The organism is Paraburkholderia sp. Ac-20342, from assembly GCF_017104985.1.
Lineage (GTDB): Bacteria > Pseudomonadota > Gammaproteobacteria > Burkholderiales > Burkholderiaceae > Paraburkholderia.
On sequence record NZ_JAAGPQ010000002.1, the window covers coordinates 102,398 to 126,237 of the forward strand.

Consider the following 23,840-nt stretch of genomic DNA (forward strand, 5'->3'; position numbering starts at 1 on the left):
ACTACGGGCACTGTCCGTCTCATGGCTGTGGTTCCGTCGCGTCGAGAATTCACCTTTTAGTGTTAGATTATGTGGATAAAACAGGTGGACGCGGAATACCGGCCCGCCGTTAACCGCAAATAGGTTGTTTGCGAGCCTGAGAGAGTCAAAATTGACGCTACATTTTATCGAGCAAATGGCTCCGCTACTGGACGCCGCCGACGAGGCGGAATGGTTCGGCGCGATCGCGGGCCTTGCCGAGACGTGGGGCTTCGACAGGATTCTGATCGCCATGCTGCCGCGCCCCACCATGCGTCTGGAAGATGCCTACCTGCGCAGCACCTACGCGCCCGCGTGGCGGCAGACGTATGACGATACGGGAATGGTTCATATCGACCCGACGGTCGCGCATTGCCTGTCGCGCGTCGCGCCGCTGATCTGGACGCCGGACCTTTTCTCGACCACGGCGCAGCAGGCGCTTTACGAGGAAGCTCGCTCGTACGGCCTGCGCTCCGGTGTGTCGCTGCCGATTCATGGGCCGAACCAGGAAGCCGGCATGATGTGCTTCGTCAACGACAGCAATCCATCCGAGGAATTCCGGCGCGATCTCAACGCCGTGCTGCCGAACCTGGTGTTATTGCGCGATCTCGTGATCGACACGAGTCAGCGGCATCTGAATACGCATGCCCAGACGTTGCTGCCCAAGCTCACGCCGCGCGAGCGCGAATGCCTGAAATGGACCGCGCGCGGCAAATCCACCTGGGAGATATCCCACATCCTGAACTGTTCGGAAGCCGTGGTGAACTTCCACATGAAGAACATCAGGACGAAATTCGGTGTGAATTCGCGGCGCGCGGCGGCCGTGATTGCGGCGCAGCTCGGGCTTATTGACCCGGGTTGAGCAACGCGGCGGCGTCGCGGCTGTACATCACGCGTTCGGCGCGGCCGAGGTCGGCGTCGGACACCGTCTTCATGAAATACAGGCCCAGCAGAATCGACACCGGTGCCGGAATCTCCGCGCCCGACTCGAAGCGGCTGCCGCGCGACTGCGTGACGCCGAAACGAGCCCAGAAACGGCGCTGGCTTTCCTTTTTCTTCTTGCGATAGGCAATGATCAGCACGCGATCCACTGCCGAGGAAACGTCCGCCGAGCGCGGCTGGAGATGGGTTTGCGGTTGCCAGTGACTATCGAGGAGTTCCATTTTTGAGCCTTGTAGGTTGAGTGTGGATACGTGTCCGAATTCTGCGTGACCCGATAAGCATCCACACCTATCCAGGTAGGTAGGTGGCAGAACGACCCAAAATGCATAAGTTTTCCTGCGTACTGGTAACCCCCAACACGTTCAGGAGAACGTCATGCAGACAACGATCCGGATTGGAATGCGGCAGGAATTCGACAACGAGGTCATCAACGAGATGTACCGCCTGCGGGCCCGGGTATTTCACGGCCGGCTAGGCTGGGAAATCCCGACCATCGCCGGCATGGAGATCGACGGCTACGATGCGCTCGGGCCGCACTATATGCTGATTCAGGGAGAAAACGAACAGTTGCGCGGCTGTTGGCGCCTGATGCCGACGGAAGGGCCCAATATGCTGAAGGACACCTTCCCGCAGCTGCTGCACGGCGCGGCCGCGCCGGTCGGCCGGCATATATGGGAATTGAGCCGCTGGGCGATCGAAACCGGCGGCGAGGAACAGTCGTTCGGCTTCACGGACATGACGATCCGCGCGATCCAGGAAGTCATGCGCTTCGCGCAGCGCATGGGCATCTCACGTTACGTCACGGTGACAACCACACCGATCGAACGGATGTTGCGCCGCGCCGGCCTCGACATCAGCCGGCTCGGCGAGCCGATGCAGATCGGCGTCGAGCGCGCCGTGGCACTCAACGTTGCAGTGAGCGAAAAGACCCTTACCGCATTGTTCGGACCGGTCGCGGCGGCAGCCTGATCGCCGGCTGAAGCGAATTCGAGCGCGGCCCGGTTTATGGACACCGTTTGACGGTCACGGTTTGCAGCCCTGATCGCCGTCTGATCGACGGCTCCGACTCTCCGCCCGATTCCAAGCCCGACTCTCGATCCGACTCCAAGCCCGGTTTGTGGCACCGATTCGCAGCCTGACAACAACCCGGCTGTGGCTTGACCACCGCGACACCCAATCCGGCGGCATGCGCGCCGACTCAGGAACCGAACATCCGTTCGAGAGCGTTCTCGAGATGCGCGCGCATCGCCGCCTCGGCGGCAGCCGCGTCCCTGCGGCGAATCGCATCGAGCACGGCCATATGCTCGGCCTGCACGAGCCGCTGCCGCTCCACCGTTTTCACGAGCGACAGATTGCGCGACAGGTTCATGCTGAACACGATCTGCTCCTCGATAAACGACATGACCGTGATGAAAAACGGGTTCTTCGAGGCGCGCGCGACCGCCACATGAAACATGAAGTCGTCCTTCGCGCCGATCCCCTGGGCTTCGATGATGCGCTCCAGTTCGTCCCACGCCTGCTCGATCGCCGCGATGTCCTCGGCATCGGCCTTCAGCGCGGCCTGCGCGGCCGCGCCCGCCTCGGTCACGATGCGGAATTCGTAGCAGCGGCGGATATCGGACAGCGTTTCGAGCGGCGCGAAGCGGCGCACGTCCGGATCGGGCCGCCGCGCGACGGTCGTGCCCGAGCCATGCCGCGTCGTAATGATGCCGTCCGCCCGCAGCCGCGCCAGCGCCTCGCGCACCGTCGGCCGCGAGGTCGCGAAACGCTCGGCGAGCGCATGCTCGGTCGGCAATCTCTCGCCTTCCTTGTACTCGCCTTCGAGAATGCGATTGAGAATGTCGCCGTAAATCTGGTCGGGCAAGCCCCTGGTTTTACGATCGTTCATCAGCGGACTGGGCTACTTGTCTGAATATGGTCTGATTGTAAGGCCAACCCTGTGACGCCTTGAGAAAACTTATGCGCCCTGTATTTTCCCGGGGATCGCCCGCGCTTGCCGCCGCAACGCTCGTCGCACAGCGACTGAGCCGCGAAATTTGGCAAATGTTTGATTTACATCCTGGTCGAGTGCATCTTTTCCGGCAATCATCTAAGCTTCGTTGGTATAAAAGACCGAGGAGCCCGGCCGCTGCAACGTTTGTTGCACAGCGGTTGCGGCAAATGCATTTCTCAGAAGCGGAGTCGATATGTACACACGCATTCTCGTCGCGGTCGACGGCAGCAATACCTCGCGCCGTGCGTTCGAAGCAGCGCTCGATCTGGCCAAATCCAATGGCGCGGTTTTGCGGCCGTTCTATGTCGTCGAAAACACGCCGATGTATTTCGAGGCGCCCGGCTACGATCCGTCCATTCTGCGCAACCGGCTGATCGAGGAAGGCCAGGAGCTTCGCGCGGAATTCTCGAAGGCCATGGCCGACCAGGGTGTGCGAGGCGAGCCGGCGGTTTCCGAGGCGTCATCGCTCGGCGATGTGTCGGATATCGTGCTGAAGGCCGCGGAAGAATTCGGCGCCGATCTGCTCGTGATGGGCACGCATGGCCGGCGCGGCTTCCAGCGGCTGATTCTCGGCAGCGTCGCCGAGCGCTGCGTGCGTCAGGCTACGCTGCCGGTGCTGCTGATTCCGTCCGCCGCGGGCACCGGGAAGGAATCCGCCTGAGTTGTTGCAGCATGCGCCGGGCACCGCATACAACGCGATGCCTGGCGGCAACCGGGCCGCCGTGTCCGCCGGCAGAGAACCCACCGGCACAATCCCCGGCGGCTCATCGTCCCGCTCCGGAGTGAACGCGCAGGCTTCGCAGAATGCCCACTCAGCCCACGCGTCACTTTGCCACCCGGCCCGTGCAAAGACGGATGGGACAATCGATTCACCCTTACGCTTACCGCGCGCAGACCATGCCGACCTCTTCCGCTGCTAGCCGTTCCCTACCCCGCGCCACCGGCACGGCCGATCGCACCACCGGCGCGCCGCCCGCGCGCGGCAGCCGCCGGACCCCAGCCGCACGCACCGCCGCGCGCTGCTCGAGTTGCTCGATGCGGCAGCTCTGCATGCCGCAGGGCTTGTCGCCGGAAGAGCTGTCGAAGCTCGAAACGCTGATCTGCTCGGCGCGTTCCGTGCAGCGCGGCGAAGCGCTCTATCGCAGCGGCGACCACTTCGACAGCATCTACGCGGTGCGCTCGGGCTCGATGAAAACGGTGATGGTTCATCGCGACGGCCGCGAGCAGGTCACGGGCTTGCGCCTTGCCGGCGAAGCGCTCGGGCTCGACGGCATCAGCGCGGACGTGCATGCGTGCAGTGCCGTCGCGCTCGAAGACAGCAGCGTCTGCATCGTGCCGTACAGCGCGCTGAAGCTGCTGTGCCGCGAGATCAGTTCGATGCAGGAACGCATGCACAAGCTGCTCGGCGCGCAGATCGTCAGCGAGGCGGCGCAGATGATGGTGCTCGGCTCGCTGTCCGCCGACGAACGCGTCGCCGCGTTCCTGCTCGACGTATCGCAACGCAATGCGCAGCGCGGCTATTCGTGGGCCGAATTCAATCTGCGCATGACGCGCGAGGACATGGGAAGCTATCTCGGCATGACGCTCGAAACCGTCAGCCGCACCCTGTCAAGATTTCAAAAGCAAGGTCTCATCGACACGCAGGGCAAGCACATTCGCATCGTCGATATCGAAGGACTGCGGCAGGTTTGAGCCGTCTGTCGGCCCGCTCGTGAAAGGGCTTACGGGCCCGTATGCCGTCTTTTTCCAGCGGTATTCCTCGCAGCTTTTCGTGCGCTTTTCGCGCACTTTTCACCTTGGCACGGGCCCTGCGAGCGGATAGAGTTTTTGGACCGTCCCCCGTGGCAAGCCGCTCGCGCGGGACAGGAGTGAGCGCCTTGCGCTAACTCTGCTCGACCGCCTTAGGAGACCCGGCGAATGAATCGCGACCCTGCTCCGCATCACCCGCTCGTGCAACGCCTGATCGACGCGCGTCGAATCACCGACGCCCTCTTTGCCGTCGTCAAACCCGAACACCTCTATGAGCGGCCGATCCGCGAACGTCATCGCATCGTGTTTTATATCGGCCACCTCGAAGCCTTCGATCGCAATCTGTTCGACCGGCGTCTGTTCGATCTGCCCGCGTTTGCGCCGGAACTCGACCAGCTTTTCGCATTCGGCATCGATCCGGTCGGCGGCGGCTATCCGACCGACGAGCCGAGCGACTGGCCCTCGCTCGATACGGTGCGCGAGTACGCGGTACGCGCGCGGCGGCAAATCGACAACGCGCTCGACAACCTCGGCGACGTGGCTCGCGGCGAGGCAGCAGAGCAGTTGCTCAACGTCGCGATCGAGCATCGTCTGATGCATGCCGAAACGCTCGCGTACATGTTCCATCAGTTGCCGCTCGCGCAGAAGGACACCGCATTGCGTGAGGCCGTGGCGACGCGTCCCGAGCGGCGCGGGGCGTTGTCGTCGATGGTGAGCGTGCCGGCCGGGACCGCCGTGCTCGGCATGACGCGCGAGGCCGGCCGCTTCGGCTGGGACAACGAGTTCGGCGCAAGACAGGTCGAGGTGCCCGCGTTCGAGGTCGACCGCCATATGGTGACGAACGGCGCGTTCCTCGGGTTCATCGAGGACGGCGGTTATCGCGAGCCGAAGTGGTGGTCGCCACGTGACTGGGCGTGGCGCGAAGCCGAGCGCATCGACCATCCGGCCGGCTGGTCGCAACGCGCGGCGCGAAGCGACCATGGCGAATGGACGCTGCGCACGATGTTCGACGAGGTGCCGCTGCCGCTCGATTGGCCCGTCTACGTCAGTCACGCCGAAGCGAGCGCCTATGCGCGCTGGGCCGGCAAGACGCTGCCGACCGAAGCGCAATGGCAGCGCGCCGCGCATGGCGCGCCGCTGGCGGCATCGGGCAATTTCGACTTCCGCAGTTGGGACCCGCAACCCGTCGACGCGCATCCGGACAACGTCAGCACGTTCGGCGTCGAAGGTCAGTTCGGCAATGGCTGGGAGTGGACCTCGACGTTATTCGACGCACTGCCCGGCTTCGAAGCGTTTCCGTTCTATCCCGGCTATTCGGCCAACTTCTTCGACGGACAGCATTACGTGCTCAAAGGCGGCTCGGCGCGTACCGCGGCATGCATGCTGCGGCCGGAATTCCGCAACTGGTTTCAGCCGCATTATCAGTATGTTTATGCGGGGTTCCGCTGTGTGAGGGGTTTGACGGATTAAGCGATAGTTGACGCGGAAAATCGACTATCGCTTTATTGATCTGCTGCAGGAATCCTGGACAGAAATGAGTGTTAGTGTTTCGGAGCAATTTTCCCCATGACACGGGAGATTGGCGACGAAACGCAAACAGTACCCGGTGGAGCAGATCGTGGCGGCGCTCAAGCAGGCTGAGCTGGGCATGCCGGTGGCGGACCTGATCCGGCAGCTGGGGATATCCGAGCAGACGTATTAGCGATGAAAAAAGCAGTACGCGGGCCTGGAGTCGAACCAGGTCCGCGTACTCAGGCAGTTCCAGGACGAGAATGCGCGGCTCAAGAAGCTGGTTGCGGAACCCAGTCGAACAGACGCGCTTTACTGAAACCGCAGACGGCCGCCGCGCGATAGGGACGCCCGTCCCCGATGCGAGTGGCCATTGCGAGAACGCCCTGTTGGACGCGATCAGCCGAAAACCGCTCGCCGCCGGAAAGAGCTGCAATCATCTCCCCGGTCTGAGCGGCCACCCACATTTCGTCATCGGTCACTCGCTCAACCCCGATACTTACACATGACAGGCCCAGACTGCCGCATCTGGCGCACACCCCGGGCACCTGCCGTCGCCACCATAGTCCAAGGCGACGCGCTGGCGGACTGCCACAGGTCGAACGAGCGAGCCGCATCGCATGCCGCGGGCATACGGTAACGACACTGACATCCCAAAGAATCGGGCGCAACGCCGCCGGATACGATCTCTCGCGCAAACATTCGGGACAATGACGCGGCCCATCGGCTGCCACCCAGCCAGGTCCAGCACTGACACGAGCGCCGCAAGCGAAAGGTAACGGACCGCGGACAGTCCTGTTACTCTCGCCAGAGCCGTTTCGAGCCTTTCCGTACGTCCGCGCGCAAACAGGGAAACGGCGGCACTACGATTCCACCAGGAAAAGTGCCTCCATCTCCGGAAATCGTATCCCGAGCATGGCGACGGTTGACGAGATCATCGACGGCAACCGCATGTGCTTTGGCCAGCCGGCACAAATAGCTGACAACCCCTTCGCAATTCCACTGCCCCACGCACATTGGCGGAATCTGGCATAAGACCGATAAGTTATCCATAGCAATCACCAGGGGATTCTACCGTGCAGCTCAGCCCCCCAGGCGATTGCATGGCCTCCAAAAGAGATTCTTGCTTCATTTTTTTACCATGAATCATCTCATCTCAGACGCAATAACATACTATTTGGCTTAGGTTACATATCAATATAAAATAATAATGTCGAAAAATTCGACAATTATGTTCTCCGGATTTCTAAGGCATCCAAGGTGGATGATATTGAAGAGTGCTAGTCAGAGCCCAAAGAAGGAAGATAACAACGGGAAAATGCACTAGCAACTGCGTAAACGTAAAACCGATTACGTCTCTGGCGCGCAATCCTAAGACTCCTAGAAGCGGCAGCATCCAAAAAGGGTTGATGAGGTTGGGAAGCGCTTCAGCGGCGTTATAAACCGTGACTGCCCAACCCAGATGAACCTGCACAGCTTTTGCGGTCTCGATTACATAAGGGGCTTCGATTATCCATTTACCGCCACCTGAGGGGATGAAGAATCCCAATATTGCGGAGTGCAAGCCCATGACTGCTGAGAAGCTGGAGTGAGAAGAAATCGCAACAAAGAAGTGCGCAAGGTGCTCGGACAGTGGTACACCCGACGGGACGGCAGCCTTGGTGAGGATGAATGCTATTCCGCCGTAAAGCGGGAACTGGATAAGGACGCCTGCCGTAGATGGCACAGATTTCGCAATCGCATTAAGGAAGCGTTTGGGCCGCCAATTCAATAGCATCCCAAGCATCAAAAAGACAAAGTTGTAGGTGTTCAGGTTTGAGATCGCGAGTATAGGGTTTTTCGTAGTGAACTCGTGCCATATCCAGACTGCTCCAAGCAGGACGATCATGATTGTAATAACCGGCGAGTGGTCAAGCCGATCTCCAGGTCGAACCGGAGCGCTTAACCGCGTCTCCTGGTCACTAACGTCAACGCCCATATCCACTGCAGTGCGTACCCGATCACCTGTTGGCGCTGAAAAGTATGCGATTAGGACTGAAATTATTGTCAGAACAGCAACCACCAAGAACGACTGTGGAAGAAAAATTGTTTCGGAAAATGGAATAACGCCGGTGATAGCGAGCAGTCCCTTAGGAAGGCTTTCCGGATTCGCCTGTAATTGGGCCGCAGAAGAACTTAGGCCCAGAGCCCATGTGGCTCCTAGGCCCAGGTAAGCAGCAGCACCCGCTGCCCGGTAATCCATGCGCAAATCTTCGCGCCTCGCGAGAACCCGGACCAATAGACCACTAAAGATCAGGCTGATTGCCCAGTTCAGGAGCGATGTGGAGATACTCACGAATGCGACAAATGCAACGGCAGAACGTGGCCCTCTCGGTAAACGAGCCAGTCGATTCATCACTTTCGCTGCCGGAGGAGAAACAGCGACTACGTATCCAGAGATAGCGCCGATGACCATTTGCATGGTGAAAGGAATTAACGTCCAGAAGCCATCACCGAACGCGCGCCCAACCGTTTTAACTGGCGCTCCAATCGCCATCGCTCCAACCGCAACAACAATAACTGCGATCGCAGCAAAGATATACGCATCCGGAAACCATCTTTCTGACCACCGAGTCATAGCCGCGGCGACCCCCTCTAGCGTTCCAACCGTGTTCTGCCGGCTATCCCCTGCTAATTCTCTGCCTGATATCTGCTCCATGACTGCCTCCGATCTCCAATTTGATAATCTGATTATGTGAAAACAGCTACGCCGCGCCCCTTAAGCCATTCTTCTGATTTTCCCTACAATGGCTAAGGGAAATAGATTGGAATCGTCCATACCATCCTGCTGACAATGATTGGTTCTCGCTAGGCTTCAATCTCAATTTTGCTAGCCGGTATAGCCTGACAGGCGAAACACATACCATCCTCCTCTGGTCCATGCCCCCCCATGTGGTCAACTTTCCCCGACACAACACGAACCGCACAGCTTTCACATTGTCCAACTCGACACCCGCTGGGCATTGAGATTCCCAAGCTCTCTGCGAAAGATAGTAAGCTCCCCTTCTCCGAGGACCACTCAGCGCACACATTTGAGCGAGTAAATTGGACAGTGAAGTGCTGTGACGCATCCAGGTTAGGCTTGGAAGGCGACTTGAAAGCCTCCTTGAAGATGTCGAAGGAGGGAACGCCGCGATCGGTGAGTCCTGTAATAAACGCCTCCATCATCCGATCGGGACCACACAGATAAAATCTGGCTCGCCTTTGAATCAAGTCTTCGTCGACGTCTTTTGCTGTCAAATAACCCATAAGGTCATAATCAACGCCTGCCGTTTCTCCTTCTGGCTGGTTATAGCAATCAATCACCCTGAACTGCGACAAGTGCCCTTTTAGTTCGGCCACCCGCTCTCGGTAAGCGTGGGTGCGACTGTTCAGGTTTGCGTACAGGAGCAACGTCTCCGGCGCATCGGGGGAGTCCTTGACCGACTCGAGGTAGGAGATAAATGGTGTTATGCCTATTCCGCCCGCAACGAGCACAATCGGTTGCCTGCAGGTCAATGGCAACGTAAAGATGCCGCTTGGTGAGCGTACAGAGACGCGATCTCCAACTTTGAGAACGTTATGGATGTAGCTTGACATTGCCCCTTCAAAGGCTTGCCCGTTTCGAGCTGTTCCGCGTTGATGCCGCACGGAAATACTGTAGGTTTTCCGATCGGGTTCGACGGCCGGACAGACAAGAGAATACGCCCGGGTTGTTCCCTCTTCGCCAAGCGACGGAACGGACACGGTGATGTGTTGCCCTGGCAAATAGTCCGGCAAAGAACCGCCATCCACGGCTGCTAAAGTAACCGTCCGCACCCCACTTGCTTCTGCCTTGATTGAAGCCACATAAAAATCGCGAAATCCTTGCCACGCTCTTCGCATAACGTCATACGAAGGATCAAGATCGATATTGCAAGGAATACTTCGCAGTGGCGAGGAACCACTGATAGGGTCTCCGGCCGTGCCGTCCGCCAATTTGTTGAAGTTGCTGTTCCCAGGCCCTCGAACAGCCATTGCCTCCATGCCAATCTCGTCGCATGATTGCCACCAGCCATACTCGGCGACGATGACATCACGAGCTAACGCTTTAATCACACGCGCACGAAAACGAGCTGAACCATTAGTAGAATTTATTTTTACCCAATCTCCGTCTACGATTTTTCGCTCTTCAGCTAGTTCAACGCTTATCTCCACGACTGGATACGGTGCTCGCCGGCGAAGGCTAGCCAAGCTTCGATGTTGACTGTGGCAGTAGTATCCATTTTTGATTGAAGTAACGGTCAATGGATAGTTCGCATTATTCTCTGGTGTCGGGTTTTTATTAGGAGGGACATACGTGGGCACGGCTGGATAGCCATGTCGCAACAGTTTTTCGGAATAGAGTTCAATGCGCTGAGTTTCCGTATCAAATCCGCGCAAACCGTTTTCCGTCGGAAAAGTGTACTTTCGCTCATTCTGAACCAACGGCCGTATAACACCTTCTGGTACTCCTCGGAGAGTACCGATGTCTAATCCGAGCGGAGCAAGCATATGATTCCAGCCTGCTTCGACATTGCCTTCATAAAATTCTTTTTCCAGCCCTATTCGTTTTGCAAGGTCGAAAACAATTTCGTAGTCTCCCCGACTCTCGCCTCTGGGAGAGACCATCCGCTGCCGAAGCTGGATTAACTCAACCGCTCTGTCATTGATCTCGAAGCCGAAACGCAACGCCTCTCGTTCCCACGGTGTGTTCACGGGAAGGAATATGTCGGCATACCGAGACGTTGGCGTTTCGAAAAGGTCACAGTGCACGTGGAACTCCAACGAACTCAACGCCTCGTGCGCCGAATCCGCATCAGCGTGCGAAGCGAGCATATTCGTTCCAAAAGCAAAAAGCCCTCTAACCTGGTAGGGCTCTCGGCAGATAATGGCTTTATAAACATCTCGAGCTGTTACCCAACCGTGCGCTGCAGGGCCAATAGGACGATCGCCCAAGCCGAGCGCTTTGGCCGCCTGCAACGGATCAAGCAAAGAGAAAGCATTTATCCTGTTATAAGGCTGCTGGGTGAGCACACGGTTCGACCCTCGCGTGTCGAAAGCTCCGGTCAACGCGTAAAGTGTGGCGATTGCTCGTTCGGTTTGAGTGGCGTTCGTATGCTGAGCCACGCCCGACCAGGAGTGGTATGCAATTCTTTTACCTGGTTTCAACATGCCCGCAACAGTTAGCAAAACAGCCGGCTCAACCCCGGTTATTTGCTCAACTGCGTCGGGCGTATAACTTTCCAGAGCGTCCCTGTAAATCTGAAAGGCCGGAACGCACTGGACGACAATTGTCCGCCCCTTCGGATCGATTGTTCGTATTTCATACGCCCCTGTGATAGCGAGATCACCTGGCGATTGTTGAAGTTCAGAAGCGACCGGCACTCCCCGTCCCTTCAGAGCGTTCCATGCCATGTAACGATTTGAAGACGATCCCGGAGAAATGTCCCGTTCGCGAAGAAACATTCCGTTATCAGACCGGACGAGCAAGGGACCGTTCGTCCATTTTTTTACGAACTCGTAGTCCACATTGCCAATCTCAATCATTCGGCGGGCTATGCCGAGCGCAAGAGCGCCGTCTGTACCCGGGCGCACGCGCATCCATGCATTCGCCTCTTTCGCTAATTCCGTCGGGCGTGGATCTACAACGACTAGCGAAGCACCAGCGCGCCGTCCACGTCCTATCGCATCGGCCTGAGCAAGCCATGTGTTGGTCGGATTCGTCCCCCAAAGGACGATAACATCAGCATACTGATAATCTGCAGTAGGAAGTCCGCATCCAAATGTAAAAGCATGCGCAAAGTCTTTGTGCCAGTTGCATATTTCCGTTGCGTAGCAGATGTTCGGACTTCCATAAGACCAGATGAATCGCTCCACCCAGTCAATGCTGTCGCTCATTGGCGTACCGCTAGGCGTGCTTACACCGAACACCATTGACTCCGGTCCACTCTCCCGCTTGAACTGGAGAAGTTTTCCGGCAATCTCTGTCAGAGCTTGTTCCCAGGTGATTCGCATCCAACCTGGATCGCTCGCCCCTTTGGGCGTTGTGCGCCGCATCGGATAAAGCTTTCGATTAGGGCTATGCACGAGTTCAGGTGCTGCCTTTCCCTTCATGCACATTGCGGAGCCGGTCGGATGGTCCGGGTCCGGACGAACCTTTACCAGCACATCGTTCTTCACGGTGTTTATCGTGCCGCATCGCGATCTGCACAGCGTGCAATATCCTTTTTTTTCCTCTACTTCCATCTTGCCCTTCCTTCGCTATTTCGAAGAAATCCTATCTAGTCACAATTTGATCGCCAAATTCATATTTCTAATCTCCTGATATCGTTTTTTTCAATATCGTTTGTTGTATTCTTCTGTGACACCGGTCGTCGGCCTCATTGGGTTCGCGCCAGGATCATTGGAGGTTGCACCTTGAGCACTCATATCACCCTTAGACAGATCGAGTACTTCATCTCCGTCGCCGACACGGGTCAGATCTCGATATCTTCCAGCCTATGCAATGTGTCGCAGTCGTCCATGACAATCGCGCTCCAAAAATTGGAGGAGAGCCTGGGAGTAGAGCTTCTTTTAAGACATGCAAAAGGCGTACGGCTAAGCGACGCCGGAGAGAGATTTCTCCGCCATGTGCAACAAGCCAGCCGCTCGGTTGAAGATGCCGTGTCAGCTGCGCAGGAAGTTCCAGTGCAGATATCTGGCCGCGTCAAGGTTGGGATGACGGATACGATCTCCGCATATCTCCTACCGTCGCTCGTCACATCGCTTCGTCAGCGGTTTTCAGACCTGGATATCGAGGTTGTCGAGCGATCACGCAAAGATATCGAAGAGGCTCTCATACACGACAAATTGGAATTGGCGCTGCTGTTAGTATCGAACGTCGCGCCAGCCGACGAACTAACCTTTGAGGTCGTTCTCCGCTCGCCGAGACGCCTTTGGACAGCACCCGACCACCCGCTGCAGGCAGCCGAGCGCGTCACACTTGAGGACGTTGCAAAAGAAAGATTTCTGCTGCTCGACATGGATGGGCATATAGCAACGGTCAACAGGTACTGGGGACATTACGGACTTGCTCCACAAGTCCACATACAGAGCCGTTCAATCGAGGCGGTTCGCAGCCTGGTTGCTGTGAATCACGGGGTCACGATTCTCTCTGACCTGGTGTATAGACCGTGGTCGCTAGAGGGACGTCGCATAAGCCGCCGCGACATTAGCGCTGAGTTGCCGACGATGGATATTGGCGCTGTTTGGCGGAAGGGTCACTCATTAAGCCCTCAGGCTCGGGCATTTCGCCACCTGCTCCGGTCCTGGAAACCTCTGTTCAAGGTTTAAACGTGCTGTTCTCTGGCCGAGATGGCGCGCCTATGCGATCAGCAGGCTGCATTTCAGCGTGACACGACCACCGGAGCGGTACAACAATGAGCACGAACATCAGGGGCGATAGTGCTACGTCAAGACGCCTTGGCGTACCTTCCTCGACTCACTCGAACTCGCCAGGGGGAAACCGATTCCTCACTGAATCGCATTCCTTACTTCGCGTCTCCGACTACCTGTCAGGTCCGGTCCAGGCTAATACATGTCATCCGACGACAATCACGGGAGCACCGCGCAGCGCAACCGGGTGCTCCCTTACCACGAGTTACGCTACAACCGCAGCGCGCACACGTTCGACGATCTGATTGTCCCTGCCCTGCACCAGCGGCATCACGACGAAGCCGAATTCGATCTCCCTGTAGTTATCGTTCTTCAAACCTAGTTCCGTCCCGCCCTGCTTTTCGGTAACGGGAGGAATCAGTTCCTCGCGCGGCGCGTAAGCAAAATCATTCCAGATCAGGGGATCACCTTCGATGTTGAACTGAGTGGTCAACTTGCGATAGCCGTCCGAAGTGACAAAGAAATGCAGGTGCGCAGGGCGATTTCCGTGGCGACCCAATGCGCCCAGCAGCCTCAATGTGAGGATGCAACGTCGGCGTGGACTGGAGCACGCCAGGTGAAGCCAATGATGACGCCGAGTACGCAGAGCGCGGCGATATACCAGGCGGGCGCCATGAGGATGCCCTGCCGACCCACCATGTACGAGGCGACTGCCGGTGCGGTGCCGCCGAAGATCGCGTAGGCTGTGTTGTACGACAGTGCAAAACCCGTGAAGCGGACCTCGGGCGGGAAACTTTTCACAATAATGTACGGCCCGAGCGTAATGGTACCGATCAGGAAGCCGCCGGCGATATAGAGCGGCCAAACCGCGCTACTGCCGGAAGTCAGCGCGAAGTAGAAGGCGCCCGTCACAACGAGCATTGTAATGCTGCCCAGCGCGTACGCCTTGCCGCCGCCAATCCTGTCCGCGACCCAGCCTGCGATCGTGCTGCCTATGATCAGTCCCAGAATCGACCACGAGTTGTTGGTGAATACCGCTTTCGCTTCATAGTGGAACTGCGACTGCAGGAAGGTCGGTGTGTACAGAAAATACAGCACGAAGATGCCGGAGAAGACCCATGTGGCCAGCAGCGATACAACGATCGCACCACGATGATGTTTGAGCACGACCGACAGCGGCAAACGCGAGTCAGCGGCACGTTTGGCGCGCAGCGCTTCGAAGACGGGCGTTTCGTGCAGGTAGCGACGCAGGTAGACGGAGATCAACCCAAAGACGCCGCCCGCGATGAACGGCATGCGCCACCCCCAACTCCTCAGGCTCTCCGCATCGAGATTGCCCATCAGATATTTGGCGCTCAACGCACCCAGCAGGATGCCAGTGCAAAGACCCGACATCAGCAGGCCACACGCGAGACCCACGCGGTCACGGCGCACGTGTTCCGAGCAGAAGATCCAGGCACCCGGAACTTCCCCACCAACGGAGAGGCCCTGAAGGACGCGGCACAGCAGAAACAGCAGTGGCGCGGCCATGCCGAACATCGTATAGCTGGGCAGCAGGCCAATCAGCAACGTGGGAAATGCCATCAGGAACAGGCTGAGTGCAAACATTTTCTTGCGGCCGATCCGGTCGCCGAAGTGGGCGAAGAAGATACCCCCGATCGGACGAACGAGGTAGCCGGCGGCGAAAATACAGAACACCTCGAGTTGGGCAAGCCATTCCGGTGTGTGCGGCGGAAAGAACACGGTAGCGAGTAGCTTCGTGAAGAATACGGCGACGATGAAGTCGTAGTATTCGAGTGCGCCGCCGAGGGAAGCGAGCCCTAGCGTCTTGATGTCGCGCCAGGACATCGACTGCCCGCCCAGGGCAGCCTCATTCGGTCGTACAGGGGTAGTACTCATTCGTTGCCTCCAAACACATGAAAGTTGACGCCTGGCAAAACTGCCACCCCCATTGATCAGCACACTGATAAATAGGGTATAGAACTAGCCCACTAACGAATCCTCGGGTCGAAATGCCTGCGTGACGCTTCTCTTATGTTGACTCTTAAAACCAAGGGAATCTCAGCCGTTAGCAACGGCCCGCCAACTTGGCTGTAAAATAATCAGCGTACTGACAGATAGGTTTGTATCCCGAAAAAAAAACGAATGCAACAGGAGTTCCCCCAGGCCGTCCCGTCAAGGACTGCAGACGGCGTGTCTGCAACCCAGGCGCGCACTACGCAGCCTGCCATGACGCAAGCGCCACCGACTGCCACCGCCAGACAACAGTTACACTTGTCCTGAATGACAGGACTCTTTGAAAAGGATGAATATGGGTACAGTTACGGAGAAAAAGACTGCCGTCGCGGATTCGGCGATTGAGACCGGTCACCTCTGGCAGCGTCCGGGCTTCCTGATCCGGCGCCTCAATCAGATCCACGTCGCACTGTTCTTTGAAAGCTGCAAAGACTTCGCGATTACGCCGGTTCAGTACGGCTTGCTCACAACGCTGAGCGAGCGTCCTGGGCTCGACCAGACCTCACTCTGCGCCGAAGTCGGCGTCGACCGCACGACGATGGCCGACGTTCTCCGGCGCCTGGAAGAACGGGGACTCGTCAAGCGCGAGCCTAGTCCCGCTGATGGACGCCAGAAAATCGCCAATATCAGCAGCAAGGGGCAGCGCGTCATGAATGACATGTATGAGAGCATGCGCGAAGCTCAGGTCCGATTTCTGGCTCCTTTGGACGCCAAGGAGCGCATTGAATTCATCCGGATGATGATGCAGCTGGTCGAAGGCAACAACCAGTATGGCCGCACATTACTCAAACACTTCGACTGAAAATATGGCGTCCTGGGACGCCATATTTCCGCTCTCAAAACCGATGCAATATCCCGACTCGCGTCAACAGTTGCCTGTCGTTGCTCGACGCACTCGACACTGCCATGATCCATGCCTGCGGGTCGTTGTCGCCACTCACCTTCTGATACACGGCTTCTGTATAAAGTACCGTGCGCGTGGACAATGCATATCGAACGCCCACTGAGAACTGGTTAGCCTTGTCGCTGGCAAGCACGGCATTGCCTTTCATCAATTCGTAGTCTCCACCAACTGAAAGTGCCGACGTAATCTGGTAGTGCGCACCGATCTGATATACGTTGATGGTTGCGTTGTTGGCTGTGTTTTTTGTGTTCGTGTACAAGACGTTAAGCACGGCCAGACCGAATTTGTATTCGGCGCCGGCCCCGAAATTTCGTATCCCTGCCATGCCGTTCGCAAGCTGCGCGTACCGTTGGTACGTATACGCCACACCCGCGGAAAAAGGCCCATTGGCATAGTTAGCGCCGAAACTCTTACCGTCGTTCTGCGCGATCGCGCCAGGCACACCGCCAAAGCTGTAAAGCATGCCGGCTGAGAATCCATAGTACGTTGGCGTCGTGTATTTCACCGAGTTGGAAATGGCGGTGCCCGACATGCAGTCGAAATTCGCGTTCCCTGAGGAATTTCCCGGAATGCCAAGGCCCGAAAATGGTCCCTCCCGAAAACCGTACAATCCCGCGATGTAGATCGAATTGTCAAAGCGCAGCAACGAGTCAATCATGAAGTCGTACTGTTCTCCAAAAGTCAGTTTCCCGTACTGATCGCTCGACAGACCCACATAAGCGTTACGGCCAAAAAGTCCGCCGCCGTTCGTTGGAAAAATTGCGCCGGTTCCGAGATTGAACTGGTCGATCAATTCAAATATTGCCTTGTTACCGCCGCCGAGATCTTCCGTGCCGCGCAGGCCCCACAGGTTCGGCATCGCGATGCCGTTATCCATCGTGTAGTTATGGCCGCCCTTCTGATTAGTGACTATTGTGACCCCCGCATCGAGCGCACCCCAGAGTTGCACGGAAGATTGTGCGCGCGCCGGAATGGCGGCCGCAAGAGTACACGCTGCTGCAGCAACGGCCCATGAATTTCTCATCGCCAAACCTTATATGCAAGATTGTACGAAGATCTCCGTTACCCAAATGAACAGGATAAATCTTCTCTATTTATTAAAATATGAATTACTTAGAAATGTCCCGGCGAAAAGTTTCTGGAACGAAAAGCACACCGACTATTAGAGAGAGCACCGCAATCACAATCGGATACCACAGGCCAAAGTAGACGTTTCCGTTCGCTACGGCCATGGCCGAAACAACGAACGGCAACATCCCGCCGAACCAGCCCGATCCTAGATGGAACGGAAGTGACAGCGAGGTGTAGCGGATTCGTGCGGGGAACAATTCAACCATGAATGCCGCCATCGGACCGTAGACCATCGCGAGATACACAATCAGCAGCCACATAAGGAAGATGACCATGGGCGTATTGATCTGCGCCGGGTCCGCATGCTGCACCCACCCAGCGGCCAGCAGCGCATTCTCCAGCTCGTGCCGATCGCTGCCGTGCACGGTGACGTCGCCAATAGTGGTATCCGCCGACTGCCCTGGTTGCAATGGCATCTGCTGGTATGAAACGCCCGATGCACTCAGGAACGAACGAATGCGGTCGCAATCCGTTTTCGGTGCGGCAAACAACGAAAAGTGGCAGTCATCTGCGTGAACGATGACAGGTGAGTTTTTCTGGAACGCCTCCAATTTCGGATTCGCGTAGTGGGTCAACGCGTGAAAGATTGACTGCGTCGTTACGGCGAGCAGCAGGCAGGCTGCCATCATGATCCACTTACGGCCAATGCGGTCGGAGAGCCAGCCGAAGATCAGGTAGAACGGAAAAACGCACACCAAGGCGATGGCCAGATAGAGATTCACCGTGTTGGGAGCGACCTTCAGCGTGTTCTGCAGAAAGTACATCGAGTAAAAATGACCAGTCCCAAACACGACGCCGACGCCGGAGGCGGTACTGAACAGCATGATGAGCACGTACTTGAGATTTTCCCAGCTGCCGAAGCTCTCGCTGATCGGAGATTTCGACAGTTTTCCCGCATGCTTCATACTCTGGAATGTCGGCGACTCGGCTAACTTCGTTCGAAGGTAAACGGAGATCACCAGTAGCACGAGCGAAACCAGGAACGGCACCCGCCAGCCCCACTCCTGAAACGATGTACTGTCCATGGCGGACCGGCACGCGCTGACAACTGCAATGGATGCCAGCAAACCCAGTGTGGCAGTCGTTTGCAGCGAACTGGTATACAAACCCCGACTCCTGGCTGGGGAATGTTCAGCCAGATAGGTAGCCGCCCCACCCGTTTCACCGCCCAGCGCAAAACCCTGCAACAGCCGCAGGCATACGAGCAACAGCGGCGCCAACATCCCGATCCTTGCGAACGAAGGAAGCAGTCCCACACCCACTGTAGCGACACCCATCAGGACAATGGTCGCCATGAAAGTATATTTTCGACCGATCCTGTCGCCGAGCCGGCCGAAGAACAGCGCGCCGAGTGGCCGCACGAGGAAGCCCGCACCGAATGTCGCGAGACTGGCCAGAAAGGCCGTGGTCTCATTTCCACTGGGAAAGAAGAGCGTACTGAACGTTCCCGCCAGGGCGGCGTAGATATAGAAGTCGTACCATTCGAGTAACGCCCCAAATGAGGACGCGATGATAAGCGTAAATTCGCGACGCGTGACAGCGTGCCGCGACAGCTTCGACGTCGAGATATCCACTCCCACTTCTGGCTGCACAGTTTTCTCCGCAGATATATTTAGTTATACGTAATTATTTAAGGATGATCTGGCATAACCAGACCAGTATTGATGCACGCTTCGATTCGAAAAGCGCTAGCGATCGGCGCCGGGCACGCCTTATCTGACGCGCCCGTCTGCTTCGGCCCCGGCTACAAATTTCCAAGGACTCTGAGTGCTTCGTCCCGGGTCATGACAGCGGCGTACTTCTGTGCCATATCAAAGAGGTTGGCCTCGTGCGGAGCGATGGCACGGTCGCCTACGCAATCTGAGAGCACGAACGGACGGAAGCCGTACTGCATCGCGTCCACTACGCTCGAGCGCACGCAGCCGCTCGTCACCGCACCGGCGACCGCCAGCGTCTGTACACCGCGCTGTGTGAGCCACGCAGCCAGTGATGTGCCGAAGAACGCCGACGGCACCGTCTTGCGCACCACCAGTTCACCCTCACGCGGCGTGAGTTGCGACACGATGGCGCTGTTGTGCGTGTGCTCCTTCAGTGTGAGCAGACCCGGCACCTTCAGCGTAAAGATGTTTTCGTCCGCATCGTCGTCAGCGAATACGATACGCGTATGGGCGACGGGCCAGCCGCGCTCGCGCGCATGCGCCAGCAACGCAACGGTGCGCTCGATAGCTGGCGCGATGTTGCCTCCGCCAAACACTTCGGGGTCGGCAAAGCCGTTGACAAAATCGACGATAAGGAGGCCCACCGGCGCCTTCGGTTCAAGCGTCGAGCCGAAGCTCTGGCGCTGGTATGTATCAAGTTCATTGGACATGCTGATTCCTCACTTATCCAGCACCTTGCCATTGCGCACCACTGCTTCACCATCGAGGAACACATCGCAGTGGCGCAGCGGAATGTCGATGTGGCAGGTAGTTGTGCGCTTGCCACCCGCTTCGTTGTTCGGTCCGAGCGAGAACAGGAAGTTGCCCTCGAAGGCGCGCGCATCCATACCGATGGTTGCCTCCCGGTCATACAGCCCCAACGTTGACCAGTGCGCGCGTGGCTGCAGCCCCCAACCGATGTGCGAGATGGCATACGCCTCGGGGTCCTTGAAGGTACCCATGTACTCCTTGAGCAGATCCGCGTCCATGCCGCCTTCAATGCGCGTAGCAAAGCCGTTCTCGACAGTGAGCTCGATCCGGTCCTGCACATAGCATTTTTGCGGCAGCAGGATGTCGCCGCGGTCGATCACAATGCGCCCGTAGGCTCGCCCCTCGTCGGGAAATGTCAGTGCAAAGCCGCTGGGCCAGTGATCCCACCGGCCCGGCGTGTCGACAAAGCCGTACTCCGCGATCGCCTCGAATTCGCCTATCGGACAGTGGAAATCCGTTCCGGCGGCCGACACGATGCGCATCTCTTTGGACCGATTGATGTGGGCCTGGGCAGCCAGCACGCGCTCGCGGTCGGCCAGACTTGGCACTAGCCGTGTCAGCACTTCAGGCGGCTCGACCGCGAGCAGAATCCTGGTGCCGGTCTTCAGAATGTCGAGCTGCTCCGGCGAGAACAGCAGCGTCATCAGGTCCAGGACGAGGTCGCTCGCCTTGAGCGCGGCTATCGCCGCGGGGTTGCCCGTGAGCGGTGTCGTGCCAAGGTAGGCAAGCGAGTCGCGGCTCAGCGCCTTTTCGCCATTCACCGGCGGCAGGTCCAACCGGTTGACGATCGCACCCATCGACTGCGTCGCGATCAACGCGGTCGAGAGCGTTTGCGGATGGGTAGCCGCGCTCGTCAGAATCGTGACAGTCTGGCCCGCTTCAAGGCGCGAGAGTGTCAATACCTGCTTCCACGCCTCAACCATCTGGTAGTCGCTGACTGGCATCGAGTTCTCCTTAAAAAGGGGCGTCAAGCCCGAACGGTGGCCAGACTCGGCAGAGGCGTGCCCAAAAAATCACCGAACGCACGATAGAAACCGGGCTCGTCGTCCCACGGAATCATGTGGCCGGCATCGGACACGTGCGAGTGCTCGAGTTGCGGTACCAGCGTACGGATCTCTTCGACGTCTTCGGGGCGGACCACGTCGCCACGCCCAGCCGTCATCAGCAGGACGGGTATGCCGATGTGCGGCAGGTCCCCATGCACGTCGTCGGTATGGAAACCCTCAAAGCTCGCGATCACGGCGCGTTCGTCACACGTGTGCAGCCACTCGGCGCGCAGTTGGCGCTGCTCATCGGTCCAGGTAGGACAGAACGCACGCATACCCTCAGCGTCTGTGCCTTCGCGCGCCAGGCGCATCGAATCGACGTACCAGGGCAGCTGTGATGGATACGAGCGACGGGCCGGTCCGGATACGGGCGGGTCGAGCATGACCAGTCGCACAAGACCGTGCGGCTGCGTGCGCGCGGCGCGTGCGCCAATGCGGCCGCCCATCGAGTGGCCCACTACGCTGTAGCGTGTCAGCCCCAGCGCCTGAGCGAACGCGACCAGGTCCGCAGCCTGCGCATCCAGGCTGTAGTCCAGTGAGTCCGATGCCGAAGACAAACCCCGGCCGCGGACATCGAGCACATAAGTGTCGAACGTCGTGCCGAAGTGCTCACCGACGAAACCCCACGTTACAGCCGGGCTGGTGATGCCCGGCACGATGATGACAGAGTCCCGGCCGGCACGTGCGTCGGTCGCACCGCCGTAGCGCAGGTAGTGCTGGCGGATTCCGTTCGCGTGAACGTTGCCACCGTAGAGAAATGTGGATGTTTTGCTCATGCCCGTCTCGGAGTCGTTAAGCGTCAGCACGTCAGTAGGCACCAGAGAGCAACGCGCCGGCACCCGGCACTACGGCTTCCAGACCGAGCTGTTTGAGCATGGCGTAGGTCGTCGCAATCGAGGCGGTGATGACGGGCTTGCCCGTCATCGCTTCGACCTTGGCTACGGCCGGCAGCGAGGGCATCTGCACGCATGCCGAGAGCACGATCGCATCGGCGTGCGTTGTGTCCATCTGGGAAACGATGCCCGGTAGCAGACCGGGGTCGTGACGGCCGACCTCGAGGTTGTCGGGAATCTCGAGGGCACGGTAATCGAGCACCTCGTAACCTTCATTACGGATGTAGTCGACCACCAGCTCGGTGAGTGGCTTCATATACGGAGCCACCACCACAATACGCTTTGCGCCGATCACCTTTAGCGCATCAACGAGTGCGCCAGCGCTAGTGATGACCGGTGCCGCCCCACCATTCTCGACCGTACGCTCATGCAGTCGTTTCTGCGACACGCGGTGGTAACCGTGGCCCATCGCCATGATCGCAACCAGACACGCATAGCCAAGCACGTCCACGCGCGCGTCGCTGAGTTCCAGCGCACAGCGGTCCGACTCCGCGTCCATGGCGGCCAGCTCCTCCTTCACCACTTTCTTCATGCGCATGCGGCTGGAGTGGAACGTGAAACGCTCGGCACGGATCGTCTGGCGCGCGAGAAACATCGACGGAATCTCTGTCTCCATCGTCGTGTTCGAACTCGGCACAATCTGACCAATTCGGTACTGATTCGTCATTGCTACTCCTGGATAAATTTAACCTGATGTTTTCGCTGCTCGCGGTTAAAAAACCAGCGTCACAGCTTGAAGATACGTTCGGCATTGCCATGGCAAACGAGATTTCTGACTTTCTCGTCGAGTGGCGCCTGCTCAATGAAATCGGCGGCAATCGCGGTGGATTCATACGGGTAGTCCACCGAAAACATCACGGCCTCCGGGCCCATTTCCCCGATTGCACCAAGCAGAGATGGAGCCGAACAAACACCGGAAGTGGTAATCAGGATGTTTGTTCCGATGTACTCGGAAGGCGCGCGTTCGAGACGAATACCGTGCGAGTAAACAGCGAAACGGCTATCAAACCTCCAGCGCAGGTAGGGCAAGCCCTCACCCATGTGGCCCAGAATGACTTTCAGTCCGGGGAAGCGGTCGAAGACACCGCCGAAGAGAAGGCGCAATGCATGGCTGCTGGTTTCAACACCCCACCCCCACACGGCACCCGCCAGTTCTGGATGGCCGTCGAATACCTTTGGCACCACATACGCATCGGCAGGATGCAGATACAGAGGCACATCGAGTTCCTGCATCCGCTCCCAGAAAGGGTCGTAAGCACGGCCATCGTAGTACGTTCCCAGCGTGTGCCCATTCACCAGCGCGCCCTTAAAACCAAATTCCCGAACCGTGCGGGTCAACTCGTCAACGGCGCCATGAGGTGTGTGCATCGGCAGCGTGGCAAACCCGCCAAACCGCGTCGGATGCCGCGCAATCTGTTGTGCCAGAAAGTCATTGCTTTGCCTGGCGCGAGCAACTGCCAAGGCCGGGTCAGTCTCGCCCTGCACACTCGGCCCACTCTGGGACAAGATGGTGTAATCGATCCCGGCGCGGTCCATCTCGACGATCCGCTGCTCGTCGAAATCCGCAAGCCGGGCTGCAAGATCCGCGAGCACGTCCGGCTCGATGTGCTGCGTGAAGCTTTTTGAGTAGCCCTGGAAGCCAGGCGTTGAAAAGTGCTCTTCCAGGGCAATCTTCCGAATCCGTTTAATCACGACAAACTCCCATTTTTAATCAGCATGCTGACAATAAAGAGGCGAGACGGCGTGCTTGACACGCTA

General features: G+C 58.0%; 20 protein-coding genes and 2 pseudogenes. 8 read left to right on the forward strand and 14 right to left on the reverse strand.

Annotation, left to right across the window (positions count from 1 at the left end):
• The first annotated feature begins 175 nt into the window (after positions 1 to 175).
• Complete coding sequence (locus G3N58_RS01250; RefSeq protein WP_167044721.1) at positions 176 to 880, forward strand: LuxR family transcriptional regulator; 705 nt, start codon at positions 176 to 178, stop codon at positions 878 to 880.
• Here G3N58_RS01250 and G3N58_RS01255 read toward each other — a convergent pair.
• A complete protein-coding gene (locus G3N58_RS01255; RefSeq protein WP_167044723.1) occupies positions 864 to 1,181 on the reverse strand; it encodes an XRE family transcriptional regulator in 318 nt (105 codons plus the stop codon). The genes G3N58_RS01250 and G3N58_RS01255 overlap by 17 nt on opposite strands.
• Before the next feature lie 154 nt (positions 1,182 to 1,335).
• Here G3N58_RS01255 and G3N58_RS01260 point away from each other — a divergent pair, with 154 nt between their 5' ends.
• On the forward strand, positions 1,336 to 1,929 hold the full coding sequence (locus tag G3N58_RS01260; RefSeq protein WP_167044726.1) for an acyl-homoserine-lactone synthase: 594 nt from the start codon (positions 1,336 to 1,338) through the stop codon (positions 1,927 to 1,929).
• Positions 1,930 to 2,158: 229 nt separating this feature from the next.
• Here G3N58_RS01260 and G3N58_RS01265 read toward each other — a convergent pair whose 3' ends face one another.
• A complete protein-coding gene (locus tag G3N58_RS01265) occupies positions 2,159 to 2,848 on the reverse strand; it encodes an FCD domain-containing protein (RefSeq protein ID WP_167281918.1) in 690 nt (229 codons plus the stop codon).
• A gap of 298 nt (positions 2,849 to 3,146) precedes the next feature.
• Here G3N58_RS01265 and G3N58_RS01270 point away from each other — a divergent pair, with 298 nt between their 5' ends.
• The 4 genes and pseudogenes from G3N58_RS01270 to G3N58_RS01285 form a co-directional block, all read left to right on the forward strand.
• Entirely contained in the window at positions 3,147 to 3,614 is a 468-nt protein-coding gene (locus G3N58_RS01270; RefSeq protein ID WP_167044732.1) for a universal stress protein, read from the forward strand.
• Positions 3,615 to 3,850: 236 nt separating this feature from the next.
• Entirely contained in the window at positions 3,851 to 4,645 is a 795-nt protein-coding gene (fnr, locus tag G3N58_RS01275) for a fumarate/nitrate reduction transcriptional regulator Fnr (RefSeq protein ID WP_167044906.1), read from the forward strand.
• A gap of 225 nt (positions 4,646 to 4,870) precedes the next feature.
• Positions 4,871 to 6,172, forward strand: a complete 1,302-nt coding sequence (locus tag G3N58_RS01280; RefSeq protein WP_205998296.1) for an SUMF1/EgtB/PvdO family nonheme iron enzyme — start codon at positions 4,871 to 4,873, stop codon at positions 6,170 to 6,172.
• A 109-nt stretch (positions 6,173 to 6,281) separates the two neighbouring features.
• Positions 6,282 to 6,503, forward strand: a pseudogene (locus G3N58_RS01285) (transposase); the annotation flags it as partial.
• Here the strand turns inward: G3N58_RS01285 and G3N58_RS33940 are convergent.
• From G3N58_RS33940 to G3N58_RS01300, 3 genes are all read right to left on the reverse strand, one after another.
• Positions 6,484 to 6,693, reverse strand: a complete 210-nt coding sequence (locus G3N58_RS33940; RefSeq protein WP_240159104.1) for a hypothetical protein — start codon at positions 6,691 to 6,693, stop codon at positions 6,484 to 6,486. The pseudogene G3N58_RS01285 and the gene G3N58_RS33940 overlap by 20 nt on opposite strands.
• Positions 6,694 to 7,457: 764 nt before the next feature.
• Positions 7,458 to 8,909 (reverse strand): TIGR00366 family protein, encoded by a 1,452-nt coding sequence (locus G3N58_RS01295; protein WP_167281913.1) that lies wholly within the window; start codon positions 8,907 to 8,909, stop codon positions 7,458 to 7,460.
• A gap of 149 nt (positions 8,910 to 9,058) precedes the next feature.
• Positions 9,059 to 12,496 (reverse strand): molybdopterin-dependent oxidoreductase, encoded by a 3,438-nt coding sequence (locus G3N58_RS01300; protein WP_205998298.1) that lies wholly within the window; start codon positions 12,494 to 12,496, stop codon positions 9,059 to 9,061.
• Between the two features lie 171 nt (positions 12,497 to 12,667).
• Here G3N58_RS01300 and G3N58_RS01305 point away from each other — a divergent pair, with 171 nt between their 5' ends.
• Entirely contained in the window at positions 12,668 to 13,582 is a 915-nt protein-coding gene (locus G3N58_RS01305; RefSeq protein WP_205998299.1) for a LysR family transcriptional regulator, read from the forward strand.
• Between the two features lie 307 nt (positions 13,583 to 13,889).
• Here the strand turns inward: G3N58_RS01305 and G3N58_RS01310 are convergent.
• Both G3N58_RS01310 and G3N58_RS01315 read right to left on the reverse strand, forming a co-directional pair.
• Positions 13,890 to 14,198: pseudogene (locus G3N58_RS01310) on the reverse strand (catechol 1,2-dioxygenase); the annotation flags it as partial.
• Positions 14,198 to 15,523, reverse strand: a complete 1,326-nt coding sequence (locus tag G3N58_RS01315; RefSeq protein ID WP_167044750.1) for an MFS transporter — start codon at positions 15,521 to 15,523, stop codon at positions 14,198 to 14,200. The gene G3N58_RS01315 and the pseudogene G3N58_RS01310, both read right to left, overlap by 1 nt.
• Before the next feature lie 412 nt (positions 15,524 to 15,935).
• On the opposite strand from G3N58_RS01315, the gene G3N58_RS01320 reads away from it, so the two are divergent.
• The gene (locus G3N58_RS01320; protein ID WP_167044753.1) at positions 15,936 to 16,442 is read left to right on the forward strand and encodes a MarR family winged helix-turn-helix transcriptional regulator; all 507 of its coding nucleotides are present in this window, start codon (positions 15,936 to 15,938) and stop codon (positions 16,440 to 16,442) included.
• A 34-nt stretch (positions 16,443 to 16,476) separates the two neighbouring features.
• On the opposite strand, the gene G3N58_RS01325 is transcribed toward G3N58_RS01320, so the two are convergent.
• The 7 genes from G3N58_RS01325 to G3N58_RS01355 all read right to left on the reverse strand — a co-directional run bounded on the left by G3N58_RS01325 (position 16,477) and on the right by G3N58_RS01355 (position 23,771).
• Positions 16,477 to 17,568 (reverse strand): porin, encoded by a 1,092-nt coding sequence (locus G3N58_RS01325; protein WP_205998300.1) that lies wholly within the window; start codon positions 17,566 to 17,568, stop codon positions 16,477 to 16,479.
• Positions 17,569 to 17,653: 85 nt separating this feature from the next.
• Positions 17,654 to 19,267: an MFS transporter gene (locus G3N58_RS01330; protein WP_346778227.1), complete on the reverse strand. Its 1,614-nt coding sequence runs from the start codon at positions 19,265 to 19,267 to the stop codon at positions 17,654 to 17,656.
• Between the two features lie 152 nt (positions 19,268 to 19,419).
• A complete protein-coding gene (locus G3N58_RS01335) occupies positions 19,420 to 20,043 on the reverse strand; it encodes an N-carbamoylsarcosine amidohydrolase (RefSeq protein ID WP_167044761.1) in 624 nt (207 codons plus the stop codon).
• 9 nt (positions 20,044 to 20,052) lie between these two features.
• Positions 20,053 to 21,087, reverse strand: a complete 1,035-nt coding sequence (locus G3N58_RS01340) for a 2,5-dihydroxypyridine 5,6-dioxygenase (RefSeq protein ID WP_167044764.1) — start codon at positions 21,085 to 21,087, stop codon at positions 20,053 to 20,055.
• Positions 21,088 to 21,110: 23 nt separating this feature from the next.
• Positions 21,111 to 21,965: an alpha/beta hydrolase gene (locus tag G3N58_RS01345; RefSeq protein ID WP_205998301.1), complete on the reverse strand. Its 855-nt coding sequence runs from the start codon at positions 21,963 to 21,965 to the stop codon at positions 21,111 to 21,113.
• 31 nt (positions 21,966 to 21,996) lie between these two features.
• Complete coding sequence (locus G3N58_RS01350; RefSeq protein WP_205998302.1) at positions 21,997 to 22,749, reverse strand: Asp/Glu racemase; 753 nt, start codon at positions 22,747 to 22,749, stop codon at positions 21,997 to 21,999.
• Positions 22,750 to 22,808: 59 nt separating this feature from the next.
• A complete protein-coding gene (locus G3N58_RS01355; RefSeq protein ID WP_205998325.1) occupies positions 22,809 to 23,771 on the reverse strand; it encodes an amidohydrolase family protein in 963 nt (320 codons plus the stop codon).
• Positions 23,772 to 23,840 lie beyond the last annotated feature (69 nt).